Here is a 14,821-nt window from a genome sequence, read left to right on the forward strand (position 1 = left end):
CACCCGCACGGGCCGCCGACCGCCCGGGGAGCCCGGGGGCCGGCGGCCGGGACGTCAGGCGGCCCCCGCCGGGGTGAGGGCCGGGACGGTCGTTCCGATGAGCCACATCCCCGGGCGGACCTCGACCGCGTGCGCGACCGGGGACAGGCGCCGCGCGGGGTCCGGCGCCAGGCGGGCCGCGGTACGGCGGACGTACTCCGTCCAGCGGCGGTCACCGAGGCGTTCCGCGGTCCGCCGGCACTGCTCCAGATGCCGGCCGGCCACCTCCGGGCGGCCCCGCCGCAGGTTCACCAGGGCCAGTCCGTTCAGCGCGGCCACCTCGCCCCGCGCGTCGCCCGCCGCCGAGCACACCGCCAGGGCCCGCCCGTAACGCCGCCCGGCGGGCTCCGCCAGACCCTGTCCGAGCAGGACGTCGGCCGCGCCGATCCGGCAGCGCGCGACTCCGGTCCGGTCGCGGACCAGTTCGAACGCGTGCTGGGCGGCGGTGTGGTGGCGCAGCGCCCGGTCGGCCTGGCGGCGCTGCCAGGCGAGGTCGCCCAGCGAGTACTGGATCACCGCCTCCGCCTCGGTGTTCCCGGACCGCCGCGCGGCGTCCAGCGCGAGCCGGTGGGTCTCCTCCCACTCCTCCCACGCGGCCCGGGCGTGGAAGTAACCGGCCGCGCTCCACGCGAGCCGCCACACCAGGGGCCACAGCCCCGCCGCGTGCGTCTGCCGTACGGTCTCCACCAGGCCCGTGGCCTCCTCGCGGAACCATCCCAGGGGACTCGCGCCGACGACCGCCGCGGCGTCGTTCTCACCGGCCGTGACGGCGGGGCGGGCCCGCCAGTCGCGTCCCGGGGTGAGCCGGGCGTCGGCGTGCCGGGCCAGGGCGACGTAGGCCCGGCCCAGCCGCTCGACGGCGTCCCGCCGGGTCCGGGCGGCGTCCGGCTCCGCCTCCCGCAGTTCGGTGGCCAGCACCCGCAGCAGCGAGTGGAAGCCGTAGCGGACCGACTGCCCGTCGCCGCGGGCCTCCAGCAACTGGGCCCGTACGAGTTCCTCGGCCGTCTCCTCCGCCTCCGCCCGCCCGGTGCCGAGCAGGGCCGCGACGGTCCACCCCGTGAAGTCGGCGGCCGGGGCCAGCGACAGCAGCCGGAAGGCGCGCCGCAGGGCCGGCCCGGCCTCCTGGTACCCCGTCAGCAGGCTGGAGCGCAGGTCGAGATCGCCCTCGCGCAGCACGCCGAGCCGGGTCCGTTCGTCGCGCAGCCGGCCCGCCAGCGCGGCGGGGGTGGTGTGCGGCCGGGCCGTCAGGGCCGCCGCGGCCACGCGCAGCGCCAGCGGGAAGTACTCGCACAGCCGGGCGATCTCGGCGGCCGCCGCCGGGTCCTGCGCCATCCGCTCGCCGCCGGCGGCCAGCAGCAGTTCCACCGCCTCCTGCGGCCGTACCGCGTCCAGCCCCAGGTGCTCCGCGCCGTCGAGGGCGGCGGCCCGGCGGCGACCGGTGACGATCACCGTGCCCTCCGCGAAGGCCCGCAGCAGCGGCCGTATCTGCTGCTCCGACGCGGCGTCGTCCAGGATCAGCAGCATCCGGCGTCCCCGCAGCGCCCGCCGGAGCCGGTCCGTCAGCTCCTCGGGGTCGGTGGGCGGGGCGCCGGAGACGTCGTCGGTGAGACGGCGCAGCAGGGCCGCTCCCGCCTGCGCGGAGCCGAGCGGGCGCCCTTGCGGTCCGCGCAGGCCGATCAGCAGCCCGCCGTCCGGGAACAGGTCGGCCGTCCGGTGGGCGAGCCGCAGCGCCAGCGCGGTCTTGCCCACGCCGGCCGGCCCGGACAGGGCCAGGACCCGCACCGGGTCCCCGCCGGCACTCCCGCGCAACGCCCTTTCCCCGTAAGCCAGTTCCTCGTGGCGGCCGACGAAGCCGGGCGGCGCGGAGGGCAGCGCCGGAGGCGGGCCGGGAAGGGGACGCGGTCCTCCGGCCGGCCCCGCCGCCCGCCGGGGACCCCCCGGGTGCGCCGGCGCGCCGGTCTCGCGGCCGGGCGCCGCACGCCCCGCGTCGTCGCGGCCGTCGCCGCGCGCGGGGCGGGGCGGCTGCCAGTCCAGCGAGGGGTCCCGGCGCAGGACGCGCTCGTGCAGCCGGGACAGGCCCGGGCCCGGTTCGACCCCCAGCTCCTCCACGAGGGAGTGGCGCAACCGCCCGTACACGCGCAGCGCGTCGGATCCGCGGCCCGTGCGGTACAGCGCCACCATGAGGTGCCCGTGCAGGCTCTCCCGCAAGGGGTACTCGTTGGCCAGGGCCAGCAGCTCCCCCGCGAGTTCCTGGTGGCGGCCCAGCCGCAGGTCGGCGACGATCCGCTGCTCCAGGACCTCCATCCGCAGCTCGTCCAGCCGGATGGCGGCGGACTCCAGCCGCACCCCGTGCGGGATCCCCGACAGGGCCGGGCCCGTCCACAGCGCGAGCGCCTCGTGCAGCAGCCGGGAGGCGCCGGCGAAGTCCCCTTCCTGGTACGCCGCGCGGCCCTCGGCCCGCAGCCGCTCGAAGCAGGGCAGGTCGAACTCCCCCTCGGGAACCTCCAGGAGGTACCCCGGGGCCCGGGTCAGCAGGTCCCCGGCCGGTGCCGGACCCCCGCTGTCCGCGAGCACCTTGCGCAACTGGGAGACGTACACCTGGAGGGTCGTGGTCGCGGTGCGCGGTGGCTCCGTCCCCCACAGTTCGTCGATCAGGCTGTGCACCGGGACGACTTCACCGGCCTGCACGAGCAGGGTGGCCAGCAGGGCGCGCGGTTTCGCCGCGGAGGGAGTGCGGGGCGACAGACTCACCGGCCCCAGAACCCGGAAACGCATCGGAGAGCTCCTTGATCAGGAAGACGAGTGGGAGGGGAGGGCGTCGGCCGGTTCCGGCGGCGGCGTGCGTCAGCAGTCCTGGAGCAGGACCGCCGAGGCGGTGCACAGCACACGGCTGCCCTGGCTGAAGGCGAGCCGGGTCCGTACGGTGGGCCGGTCCGCCTCGTCGCGGACCGGCTCGTCCGCGACGACCGTGCAGGTCAGCGGCAGGTCGGCATCCCCGAAGCCGCGGAACGACGCCCGCCACCGGGTCAGCATGGCGTGGGCGGGCCGCAGCCCGTGCAGTTCCGCGGCGGCGAGCAGCGACGCCTGACGGGACGCCTCCAGGAACACCGGACCGGGGACGTGGTCGCCGGGCACCGCCGAGAAGACCTCGTGGCCGGGATCGCCGGCCACCGGCAGCACGAACTCCCCGTAGGGCGCCCGCAGCGGCGTTCCCACGATGACGTTGCGCGGGTCCCGGCGCCCGACCGACTCGGGCGTCACGGCGGGCGGTTCCTCCTGGGAGGCCGCGGTCATGGAGGCCAGCGGGCGCACCACCGGCGCCGTGCTGCGCAGACTCTCCTGACGCCCCACCTCGCGGTGCGAGCGGTACACCCCGGGCATCAGGAACTGGATCCGCGCGGAAGCGCTCCCACACCCGACGCCGTCGATCGCCACGTCACCGCGGCAGTCGAGGCCGCGCGGCACGCCGCCCACCACGTCCACCGGGACCAGGGTGATGTCCAGGGTCAGATGGGCCGGGCGCCCCGTGGGACGCCACGGGGCGAGGTCGAGGACGTCGAGGCCGCTGGAGACGAACACCGCGGGGCGCTCGGCGGGCACCCGGAAGTACTGGTGGGCCACGAAATGCGTCGCCTGACGCAGGGTCTCGGCGACGAAGAGCAGATCGTGGAAGGTGCCCGGTCCGTCGTTGAACGTCCCATGGTCGCCGGGCAGTTCGGCGGAGAGCGCGAAGTGCTGTTCCACCGCGGCGGTGGCGTCCAGCAGGAACCCCTCCGGTGTGACGGGTCTGTGCAGCAGGTGCAGCGGTGCGGTGCGACCTCTGGAGTCCGGGGCGGACGCGGCGGGCTGGGAGGTGAAGGTGATGTCCATTGCAGCTCCTTCTGGGATGGCCCGGGGTGCGCGCGGGGTGCGGGCGGCGCGCACAACGCCACAGGGCGGTGGCGAAAGAATTCCGCCACCGCCTCCACGGTGTCCCGGATCACTGGTATCGGCCTGTACCTGGCCTGGAACCGGGCTGTATCACGGCGGAATCGGGCCATCCGGGGGCCGGACACCGGGCATCGCGAGGTCCGCGCACGGGTCTGCGCGAGGTCCGCGCGAGGTCTGCGCGAGTTCTGCCGGGCCTACGCGGCCCGTGCGGCGACCAGCGGATGGTCCTCGGCGAGCGGTCCCGCCGCGCTCGCGCCGCCGGGTGATCCGAGGTCGGCGAAGACCTCCGCGTCCGCCGAGCGGTAACCGCTCCATTCGGCCGGGACGTCGTCCTCGAAGAAGATCGCCTCCACCGGGCAGACGGGTTCACAGGCGCCGCAGTCGACGCATTCGTCGGGCTGGATGTAGAGCTTGCGCGGGCCCTCGTAGATGCAGTCGACGGGGCATTCGTCGATGCACGCCCGGTCCTTGACGTCGACACAGGGCTGAGCGATCACGTAGGTCATGCTGTCCCTCCCCGGGATGAGCGGTGAAACGGTTGCGGTCGGACGGGTGCGGACACGTGCGGGCGGCCGTGGAACCGGGGTCGCGCCCTACGGCCGGCCGGCCGCGGCGGCCCGGCCGACCCTCCAGGTGTCCTTGCCGGCGAGCAGGGCGGACAGGTCGCCCTTGCCGAACCGCTCGACGGCGGTGTCGAGCTGGCCGGCCATCTGGGTGTCGTAGACGGGGCGTTCGACGCTGCGGAAGACCCCGATCGGGGTGTGGTGCAGGGTGTCGGGGTCGGCGAGCCGGGACAGGGCGAACGCGGTGGTGGGGGACGCGGCGTGGGCGTCGTGGACCAGGACGCGGGAGGCGTTGTCGGGGGTGACGGTGACGATGTCGAGGTCGCCGGTGGTCTCGTTGCGTACGACGCCTCGGCTGTCGTCGGCGCCGAAGCGTATGGGGCGGCCGTGTTCGAGGCGGACGACGGCCTCCTGGGCCCGTTGACGGTCCTTGAGCGCGTCGAAGGCGCCGTCGTTGAAGATGTTGCAGTTCTGGTAGATCTCCACCAGCGCGGTGCCGGGGTGGGCGGCGGCCTGCCGCAGGACGCCGGTGAGGTGGGCGCGGTCGGAGTCGATGGTCCGGGCGACGAAGGTGGCTTCGGCGCCGAGCGCGAGGGAGACCGGGTTGAAGGGGGCGTCGAGGGAGCCCATCGGCGTCGACTTGGTGATCTTCCCGACCTCGGAGGTGGGGGAGTACTGCCCCTTCGTGAGGCCGTAGATGCGGTTGTTGAAGAGGAGGATCTTCAGGTTCACGTTGCGGCGGAGGGCGTGGATGAGGTGGTTGCCGCCGATGGAGAGGGCGTCGCCGTCGCCGGTGACGACCCAGACGGACAGGTCGCGCCGGGAGGTGGCGAGTCCGGTGGCGATGGCGGGGGCGCGTCCGTGGATGGAGTGCATCCCGTAGGTGTTCATGTAGTAGGGGAAGCGGGAGGAGCAGCCGATGCCGGAGACGAAGGTGATGTTCTCCCTGGCCAGACCGAGTTCGGGCATGAAGCCCTGGACGGCGGCGAGGATGGCGTAGTCACCGCAGCCGGGGCACCAGCGCACCTCCTGGTCGGACTTGAAGTCCTTCGGCTGGAGCCGGAGTTCAGTTCCCACGGATCGTCTCCCGCAGTGTGTGGGCGAGCTGGCCCGCCTTGAACGGTGTGCCGGTGACCTGGGTGCACGCCTGGACGTCGACCAGGTACTTCGCCCGGATCAGCGTGGTGAGCTGGCCGAGGTTCATCTCGGGTACGACGACCTGCCGGTACCGGGAGAGCACCTCGCCCAGGTTCCCGGGGAAGGGGTTGAGGTGGCGCAGGTGGGCCTGGGCGATCGGCTCCCCGGCGGTCCGCAGCTGCCGTACCGCCGCCGAGACGGGGCCGTAGGTCGACCCCCAGCCCAGGACGAGGGTGTCGGCCCCGTGCGGGTCGTCGACCTCGATGTCGGGGACGTCGATGCCGTCGATCTTGGCCTGCCGGGTGCGGACCATGAGGTCGTGGTTGGCGGGGTCGTAGGAGATGTTGCCGGTGCCGTCCTGCTTCTCGATGCCGCCGATGCGGTGTTCGAGGCCGGGGGTGCCCGGGACGGCCCAGGGGCGGGCGAGGGTCTCCGGGTCGCGCTTGTAGGGCCAGAACACCTCGGTGCCGTCGTCGAGGGTGTGGTTGGGCCCCTGGGCGAACCGCACCCGCAGATCGGGGAGTTCGTCGGCACCGGGGATGCGCCACGGCTCGGAGCCGTTCGCGAGGTAGCCGTCGCTCAGCAGGAAGACAGGGGTGCGGTAGGTGACCGCGATCCGGGCGGCCTCGATGGCGGCGTCGAAGCAGTCGGCGGGGGTGCGGGCCGCCACCACCGGCACCGGTGCCTCCCCGTTGCGGCCGTACATGGCCTGGAGGAGGTCGGCCTGCTCGGTCTTGGTGGGCAGGCCGGTGGAGGGGCCACCGCGCTGGATGGCGACGACGAGCAGGGGCAGTTCGAGGGAGACGGCCAGGCCGATGGTCTCCGACTTCAGTGCCACGCCCGGACCGGAGGTGGTGGTGACGGCGAGGGAGCCGCCGAAGGCCGCCCCGAGCGCGGCGCCGATGGCGGCGATCTCGTCCTCGGCCTGGAAGGTGCGGACGCCGAAGTTCTTGTGCCGCGACAGCTCGTGGAGGATGTCGGAGGCCGGGGTGATGGGGTACGAGCCGAGATAGAGGGGCAGCTCGGCCCGGTGGGAGGCGGCGACCAGGCCGTAGGACAGGGCGAGGTTGCCGCTGATGTTCCGGTAGAGGCCGGGAGGGAAGGCGCTGGTGGCGGGGGCGACCTCGTAGGAGACGGCGAAGTCCTCGGTGGTCTCGCCGAAGTTCCAGCCGGCGCGGAAGGCGGCGAGGTTGGCCGCCGCGATCTCGGGCTTCTTGGCGAACTTGGCGGCCAGGAACTTCTCGGTGCCCTCGGTCGGCCGGTGGTACATCCAGGAGAGCAGACCGAGCGCGAACATGTTCTTGCTGCGCTCGGCCTCCTTGCGGCTGAGGTCGAAGGTCTTGAGCGCCTCGACGGTCAGGGTGGTCAGGGGGACGGGGTGGACGCGGTGGGCGTCCAGTGAGCCGTCGTCCAGGGGGCTGGTGGTGTACCCGACCTTCTGCAGGGCGCGCTTGGTGAACTCGTCGGTGTTGACGATGATCTCCGTGCCGCGGGCCATGTCGGCGATGTTGGCCTTCAGCGCGGCGGGGTTCATCGCGACGAGCACGTCGGGGGCGTCGCCGGGGGTCAGGATGTCGTGGTCGGCGAAGTGCAGCTGGAAGCTGGAGACGCCGGGCAGGGTGCCGGCGGGGGCGCGGATCTCGGCGGGGAAGTTCGGCAGGGTGGAGAGATCGTTCCCGAACGACGCCGTCTCGGAGGTGAAACGGTCACCCGTGAGCTGCATCCCGTCACCGGAATCCCCGGCGAACCGGATGACCACCCTGTCCAGGCGGCGCACGTCCTTGGTGCGGATCCCGGCCGGCGTCGGCACGGCCTCTTCGATGTCCACGGTGTCTACCGTCACGCGTCTCGTCTCCTCTGGCTTTCCGCTGTCCGGCGCCGTTGCGTGGGCCCGGCCCCGCCGTCGCGTCCCCGTCGTCCCGGTGGGCGGCAACGAGCCGGCAGGGCCTGCCTGACCGGGACGCTAGGCAGGCCGCCTTGCGCCGGGCCAAAGCGCCCCGCACACGCTCGCGCCTTGGGCCTGACGTGTGGATCACGCCCGGGCCGCGGGGCCCGGCACGCCTTCCCCCACTGCCTCAAGGGCGTCGGGGGAACCCAGCGGCGTTGTCGTCGGGTGCCGACGCTCCGCGTCTACGCCTTCGTCGCCTTCCTCCGCCCTGCAGCCGCACGCACCGAGCGCCGCTCACCGGCGGTCGTCGGACGCCGTGGCCCGAAGTCGGCATGAACCACACGACAGGCCCCGGCGCCGTCGCCCGCCCGCCGCCGGTTCAGCGGTGGTTCAGCGGTTCTCCAGAGCGGCTCGCGACGCTTCTCCCGGCCGGTGGACAGCCGGACTCGGCGTTCCCTTCACCGGCGGTGCCCCGCACGGCCCCGCCCGTCGTCACCGACCACCGCCGCGTACCGGCCCGCCCGGCCTTCCCTCCTCGCCACCGTACGAAGCGTCGTACGAACCGCCGTACGAACCACCGCATGAAGGAGCACACCTTGGACGCGTCAGCCTCGGCCTCCCGCCGAACCCTGCTGAGAGTCGCCACCGCCGCCGGCCTGGGCGGGGCGCTCGCCGCCACTCCGCTGCCGGCGTTCGCACAGTCCGCCCGCTGCCCGCTGCCGCGCACGCTCAGCGTCACCGCCCCGGGCCTGTACCCCGAGGGTGTCGCCTGGGACCCGACGAGGAAGGCGTTCCTCGTCGGGTCCAGCGCGCAGGGCACGATCTCGGTGGTCCGGGCCGACGGCTCCGTGACCCCGCTGGTGGCCCCGTTCGCCCAGGTGTCGGTCCTCGGCGTCACCGTGGACGCCCCCCGCCGCCGGGTCCTGGCCGCCTACACCGACTACTTCTTCCGGATGATGGGCATCATCGACCCCTCCCTGCCCCCGGTGTCCGGCGTCGGTGTCTTCGACCTCGCCACCGGAGCCGTGCGGCACCTGGTCGACGTCTCCGACGGACAGGCCCTGCCGCGCGCCAACGACCTCACCGTCGACCGGAACGGCACCATCCACGTCACCGACACCGGGATCGACACGGTCACCACCGTGAGCCGCGACGGCAAGGTCCTGAACGTCCTGCGCGACGACCGCTTCGCCACCGCCGACACCGGCCCGAACGGCATCGTCCAGCACCCCGCCGGCTTCCTGCTCATGGGCAAGTACGAGGGCGGCCGCCTCTTCCGCATCGACCGCCCCTGCTCGGCGCGCCCGAAGGTCAGCGAGGTCCGCCTGGAGGGGGCGCCCGCCTCCCTCGACGGCATCGCGCTGCGCCCCGACGGCACGCTGGTCGCCGTCTCCAACGACCTGTCGCTGTCCGGCGGACGCCAGAGCCCGGACGAGGTCCTGGTGCTGCGGTCCACCGACGGCTGGCGCACCGCCCGCACCGTCCAGCGCCGGACCTGGCCGCACGAGGACCCCACCACGGTCGCCGTGACCCCGTACGGGGACTACGTGGTCAGCGGCGGACTCCGGGAGATCCTCACCGGCGTCCCCTCGACCACGCCCGGCACGTTCCAGCTGCGCCGCCGCTGACGGCACCGGTCGGCGTCCCCGGGCGTCCGGGGCCGCGTACGACGCCCAGCGCGCCGTAGCCGACCCGGCACCACCCCACTCACCCCGACGTCCCGGGAGCCCCCATGACCGCAGTGCCCCAAGACAATCCGCCCCCCGAGACCGCCCCGCCCCCCGGCGCGTTCACCGCTCTCGCCCGGCTGACCGGCAGCCGGGCCCGGCTGCTGCTCGTGCTCACCGTCATCCTGCTGGCCGGGGCCGTCGTCCTCGGCAGCGGTGTGGCCGACCGGCTGCGCAGCGGCGGCAGCGGAGGCGTCGTCGACCCCTCCTCCGAGTCCTCCTACGCGGCGGGCGTCCTGGAACGGGAGTTCCCCGGCGCCCGCCCCAACCTCGTCCTGCTGGCCCGGGCCGGCACCGGGGTCGACGACGCCGACGTGGCGCGTCAGGGCCGGGAACTGGCGGCCCGGCTCGCCGACGAGCCGGGCGTCACCGGCGTCACCTCCTACTGGGACACCGGCTCCGGCGCGCTGCGCTCGAAGGACGGCAGGGAAGCCCTCGTGGTGGCCCGGCTCACCGGGGACGACCTGGAGGCCGACCGCACCCTGGAGAACCGGATCGTCGGGCACTTCGACGGACGGCGGGGCGATCTCACCGTCCGGATCGGCGGCAGCGTCGCCGTCCAGAACGAGCAGCAGACCTTCATCCGTGAGGACCTCGTGCGCGCCGAGGTCATCGCCCTGCCGATCACGCTCCTCATCCTCATGGTCGTGTTCGGCAGCGCGGTCGCCGCGCTGCTCCCGATCGGCATCGGGGTGATCGCGATCCTCGGCACCAACGCGGTGCTGCGCGTCCTCACCTCCTTCACCGACGTCTCCGTCTTCGCCACCAACCTCACCACCGCCCTCGGCCTGGGCCTCGCCATCGACTACGCGCTGCTGATCGTGCGCCGCTACCGCGAGGAACTCGCCGCCGGCCGGGACACCTCCGGCGCGCTCGCCGTCACCCTCAACACCGCCGGACGGACCGTGCTGTTCTCCGCCGCGACGGTCGCCGTCTCGCTCGCCGCGATGCTGGTGTTCCCGCTGTACTTCCTGCGCTCCCTCGCCTACGCCGGGATCAGCGTGGTGGTCCTCGCCGCCGTCGCGGCCCTCGTGGTGCTGCCGGCCCTGCTCGCCGTCCTGGGCCGGCGGATCGACTCCCTGGACGTCCGCAAACTGGTCCGGCGCCGCTCCCGCGCGGGCGCGCCGCCCCCGGCGGCCGGAGCCGGCTGGGCCCGGCTCGCGCGGGGCGTGATGCGGCGCGCGCCCCTGGTGGCCACCGGCACCCTGGCCGTGCTGCTGCTCCTCGGCGCGCCCTTCCTGAACGTCGACTTCGGCACCGCCGACTACCGGCAGCTGCCCTCGTCCGCCGACTCCCGCGTGGTGCAGGAGCACATCAGGGACCGTTTCCAGGGCAGCCCCACCGGGGCGGTCGAGGTCGTCACCCGGCAGGCGCCCGCCGCCGGACTGGGCGCGTACGCCGAGCGGCTGTCCCGGATCGACGGGGTCCTGCGGGTGGACGCGCCGACGGGCACCTACACCGACGGCCGGGCCACCGGGCCGGCCCAGCCGGGCCGGACCTCCGGCGAGATCGCGTACCTCACCGTGGTGCCCGGCGTGGAGGCCGTCTCCGACGAGGGCAAGGACCTGGTGCGGGACGTCAGGGCGGTGGACACCGACTTCCCCGCCTCCGCCTCCGGGACCACCGCAGCCCTGATCGACAGTCAGGCGGCCATCGGACGCGGGCTGCCGTGGGCGGTCGGCATCATCGTGCTCGCCACGCTGGTCCTGGTGTTCCTGCTCACCGGCAGTGTGCTCGTACCGCTCCAGGCCGTGCTGCTGAACGCGCTCAGCCTCACCGCGATGCTGGGTGCCGTCGTGTGGGTCTTCCAGGACGGGCACCTGTCCGGGCTGCTCGGCTTCACCCCGACCGGGAGCATCGAGACGGCCCTGCCGGTGCTGATGTTCTGCCTCGCGTTCGGTCTCTCCATGGACTACGGGGTCTTCCTGCTCTCCCGTATCAAGGAGGAGCACGAGCGCACGCACGACCACCGGGCCGCGGTGATCGAGGGGATCCGCTCCACCGGCGGCGTCATCACCGCCGCCGCGCTGGTCCTGTCGGTGGTCATGGTGGCCATCGGCACGTCCCGGATCACCAACACGAAGATGCTCGGTCTGGGGGTCGCCCTGGCGATCCTGATGGACGCCATGGTGATCCGTACGCTCCTCGTCCCCGCCGTCCTGTCGCTCACCGGCCGGGCGACCTGGTGGGCGCCCGGCCCGCTGCGCCGCCTGCACGCGCGGTTCGGCATCAGTGAGGGCGGCCCGGCACCCACCGCCCCGGCAGCGGTGGCGGCATCGGCACCGGACGGTCAGGACGGTTCGGCCGATCGGGACGCGTCGGCGTCGGCGCCGCCTTCGGCGCCGAAGGAGAAGGAACGGGCCGGCACGGTCGGCGCGGCGGCCGGAAAGCCGTCCGGCTGACGGACGCCGGATCAGCGAAACCAGGGTGCGGGAGGACCTCCACAGGTCCTCCCGCACCTCTTTGCCCGGGCACAAGCGACCGCCGTTAGCGTCCGGGCAACGCGTCGGGCGGACGCCGCGGCGGCCTCGGGCACCTGCCCGGCCACCAGACCGCCCGACCGCCGAAATCCGGTGGCCCGGTCGTCCGGGTCGTCCGGGCCGGCTGCCGGGGCGTTCGGGGCGTTCGGATCGTTCGGGTCTGTTTGCCCGGTCGTCCCGGTCGTCCCGGTCGCCCGGATCCGGTGGTTCCGGGTCGTCCTGCCCGGCGGTTCGGCCCTGTGGGTCGGGTCGCTCGGTCCGGGTGTCCGGGCCGTCCGTCCCGGTCGTCCCGGTCATCCGGTTCCGGTGTCCGGTCGTTCGGGTGGTCCGGTTCCGGTCCGCCGGCCCCGGCCGTCCGCGGACGGCCGGCCGGCCGTCGCCGCGGCCGTCCGGAGGACCGGAACGCCCCCGACGACGGGCCGGCCCCGCCAGGCCCGTCCGGATCACCCACACCGGCCACCGCCGCCCGCATCCGGGCCCACGAGACCCACGAGACCCACGAGACCCACGAGACCTACGAGGTCCACCGGAGCAACCGCAGCGACCGGACCCACCGGATCGAACAGCCGGATCACCAGAGCCCACAGATCCACCAGAGCCCACAGATCGACCAGAGCAAGGGGGACCAGTCCGATGACATCCACACAACCGACCGGGCCACAGGCGCGGTCCGTACGCCGCGTCGCGGCGGGCGAGGGGAACGCCATGGCCGTCGATACGATCGTCGTCGACTACGGAGGAGTGCTGACCAACCCGCTCGTGGAGACCTTCGCGGCCTTCGCCGAGCTGGCCGGCATCGAGCCGGCCGACCTCGCCCAGGCGTTCCTGGCGGCGACCGAACTCCACGGCGAGACCCCGATGGCGGCCCTGGAGACCGGCGCGATCACCGAGCGGCAGATGGTGGACCGGATCCTCGCGCACCTGCCCGAGGGGGCGGGCCGGATCCTGACGGACGGACGCGGCTTCGGTGAGCTGTGGTTCCGGGGCCGGCGCCCCAACGAGCCGTTCCTGGCCTTCCTGCGCGCCCTGCGCCGCGACGGCTACCGGCTCGCCCTGCTCACCAACAACGTCCGCGAGTGGGAACCGCTGTGGCGCGCCCAGGTGCCCGTCGACGAACTCTTCGACGTGGTGGTGGACTCGCACCGCGAGGGCGTACGCAAGCCGGATGCGGCGATCTACCGGATCCTGCTCGACCGGCTCGGCACCCCGGCGGGCCGCTGCCTGTTCGTCGACGACACCGACGAGAACTGCCGGGCCGCGGCCGGACTCGGCATGCGGACGGTGCTGTTCGCCGACACCGACAGCGCCGTACGGGAGATCTCGGGCCTGCTGCACCGCCCGGTGGCCGTGGTCGCCGGCGTCGCGGGAGGTGCCCGGTGACGGCCGCGGAGGTGCTGGTCGTCGGCGCCGGCCCCACCGGACTCAGCGCCGCCTGCGCGCTGTGGGACCTCGGGGTGCCCTGCCGGGTCGTCGACCGCCGTCCCGGTCCCGGCATCGCCCCCAAGGGCCTGGTGCTGTGGAGCGGCGCGCTCGAATGCCTGGAGCGTCTGGGGGTCGCCGAGAAGCTCACGGGGACCGCCCTGCCGCTGGCCGGGGCGTCGTACTGGTCGAACGGCCGGCGCATCGCCGGCGCCCGGTTCGGCCGGCTGACGGGCACCGCGTTCCCCGGTCCCCTCTGTGTGCCGCAGCCGGTCACCGAACGGGCGCTGCTGGAGCGGCTGACGGAGCTGGGCGGCACGGTCGAGTGGGAGACCGAGGTCACGGAGGTGACCGTGAACCGGGGTGGCGCCGGGGAGTCGGTGACGGTCACGCTGAGCGCGGCCGGGGGCGAGGAGCCGGTGACGGTGCCCTGGCTCGTCGCCGCCGACGGCGCCCGCAGCCTGGTGCGCGACAGCGTCGGCATCCCCTTCGAGGGGCACACCTTCGACCGTACGTTCCTGATCGGGGACGGCCGGCTGGAGGGCGCGTCCGCCGAGGCCGAGGTCCAGCACCACATCACGCCCGACGGGGTGCTGGTGATCGTCCCCCAGCCCGAGGGCCACCGGGTCTTCTTCGACACGGAGCCGGACGAGCGGACCGAACCGCCCACCGAGGAGCAGCTGCAGCGGCTCCTCGACGAGCGGGGGCCGGGCGGACTGCGTCTGCACGGCACCTGGTGGACCAGCCGCTTCCGGGTGCACGCCAGGGTCGCTCCGAGGTTCCGCGAGGGCCCGGTGCTGCTGGCGGGCGACGCGGTGCACGCCCACACCACCGCCGGCGGCCAGGGCCTCAACACCGGTGTCCAGGACGGCTACGACGTGGGCTGGAAACTGGCGAGCGTGGTGCGCGGCGCCGATCCGGCCCTGCTCGACAGCTACGAGGCCGAGCGCCGCCCCGCTTCGGTGCGGGCGGTCGCCAACGGGGAGAAGCAGACCCGGATGTGGCTGCTGCGCAGTCCGGCGGCCCGGCTGCTGCGGGACACGGTGATGCGGGTGCTGTCCGCCACCGGCCTGCTGGAGCGCAAGGCGATCCCCCTGCTCGCCCAGCTCGACCTGGACCACTCCGGGAGCCCGGCGGTGACCGCGTCCGGCGGTGCCGCGGGCGTGCCGCGGGCGCTGCGGCCCGGACGGCGTGTCCCCGACGTGGCGCTGACCCCGGTGCACGGTCCGGCGGCGGTGACGCCGCACGCCCGCCCGGCGGCCGGGAGGCACACGCTCCTGGTCTACGGGGCGGGGGACGCGGGCGAGTCGGCCGCGCGGGCCGCGCGGGCGGTACGGGCCCAAGGCGCGGGCGACATGGTCCACGTGCTGTGGATCCAGCCCCGGGACACCGCCGACGGGCCGGTCCCCGAGGGCGGCGCGGGGTTCGCCGTCGCCCGGGAGCAGGACCGCACGCTCGGCGGGTCCGACACCCGCTGGGTGGCGTACGTACGGCCGGACGGTGTCGTCGCGGCCTGTTCCGGGCCGGCCGGCCTCGACGGGCTGATCGCCCGGCTGCCGTCCCGTCCGGCCCTCACGGCGCCGGTCCCCGCCGAACTGCCCTGACCGGGCCGGGCCAACCCATCGCGACACCGAGACC

The 14,821-nt window shown here is 74.3% G+C and carries 9 protein-coding genes; 4 read left to right on the top strand and 5 right to left on the bottom strand.

Translation table 11 applies throughout. The features are described 5' to 3' along the window. Positions 1 to 54: 54 nt before the first annotated feature. The 5 genes from PYR72_RS32850 to PYR72_RS32870 form a co-directional block, all read right to left on the bottom strand. Positions 55 to 2,814 (bottom strand): AfsR/SARP family transcriptional regulator, encoded by a 2,760-nt coding sequence (locus PYR72_RS32850; RefSeq protein WP_275458645.1) that lies wholly within the window; start codon positions 2,812 to 2,814, stop codon positions 55 to 57. A gap of 69 nt (positions 2,815 to 2,883) precedes the next feature. Beyond that, positions 2,884 to 3,909: an AfsA-related hotdog domain-containing protein gene (locus PYR72_RS32855; RefSeq protein WP_275458646.1), complete on the bottom strand. Its 1,026-nt coding sequence runs from the start codon at positions 3,907 to 3,909 to the stop codon at positions 2,884 to 2,886. 254 nt (positions 3,910 to 4,163) lie between these two features. After that, positions 4,164 to 4,475 carry a ferredoxin gene (gene fdxA / locus PYR72_RS32860; RefSeq protein WP_059083687.1) on the bottom strand — a complete coding sequence of 104 codons (312 nt, stop codon included), beginning with the start codon at positions 4,473 to 4,475 and terminating at the stop codon, positions 4,164 to 4,166. 87 nt (positions 4,476 to 4,562) lie between these two features. Beyond that, positions 4,563 to 5,609: a 2-oxoacid:ferredoxin oxidoreductase subunit beta gene (locus PYR72_RS32865; protein WP_275458647.1), complete on the bottom strand. Its 1,047-nt coding sequence runs from the start codon at positions 5,607 to 5,609 to the stop codon at positions 4,563 to 4,565. After that, positions 5,599 to 7,512, bottom strand: a complete 1,914-nt coding sequence (locus PYR72_RS32870) for a 2-oxoacid:acceptor oxidoreductase subunit alpha (RefSeq protein WP_275458648.1) — start codon at positions 7,510 to 7,512, stop codon at positions 5,599 to 5,601. The genes PYR72_RS32865 and PYR72_RS32870 overlap by 11 nt, the downstream gene beginning before the upstream one ends. Before the next feature lie 626 nt (positions 7,513 to 8,138). Here PYR72_RS32870 and PYR72_RS32875 point away from each other — a divergent pair. From PYR72_RS32875 to PYR72_RS32890, 4 genes are all read left to right on the top strand, one after another. Beyond that, a complete protein-coding gene (locus PYR72_RS32875) occupies positions 8,139 to 9,185 on the top strand; it encodes an SMP-30/gluconolactonase/LRE family protein (RefSeq protein ID WP_275458649.1) in 1,047 nt (348 codons plus the stop codon). 104 nt (positions 9,186 to 9,289) lie between these two features. After that, positions 9,290 to 11,686: an MMPL family transporter gene (locus tag PYR72_RS32880; protein ID WP_275458650.1), complete on the top strand. Its 2,397-nt coding sequence runs from the start codon at positions 9,290 to 9,292 to the stop codon at positions 11,684 to 11,686. A gap of 783 nt (positions 11,687 to 12,469) precedes the next feature. Beyond that, complete coding sequence (locus PYR72_RS32885) at positions 12,470 to 13,144, top strand: HAD family phosphatase (protein WP_275458651.1); 675 nt, start codon at positions 12,470 to 12,472, stop codon at positions 13,142 to 13,144. After that, positions 13,141 to 14,787 carry an FAD-dependent monooxygenase gene (locus PYR72_RS32890; protein ID WP_275458652.1) on the top strand — a complete coding sequence of 549 codons (1,647 nt, stop codon included), beginning with the start codon at positions 13,141 to 13,143 and terminating at the stop codon, positions 14,785 to 14,787. The genes PYR72_RS32885 and PYR72_RS32890 overlap by 4 nt, the downstream gene beginning before the upstream one ends. Positions 14,788 to 14,821: the final 34 nt, after the last annotated feature.

The organism is Streptomyces sp. VNUA24 (assembly GCF_029167005.1).
In the GTDB taxonomy this organism is placed as follows: Bacteria; Actinomycetota; Actinomycetes; order Streptomycetales; family Streptomycetaceae; genus Streptomyces; species Streptomyces scabiei.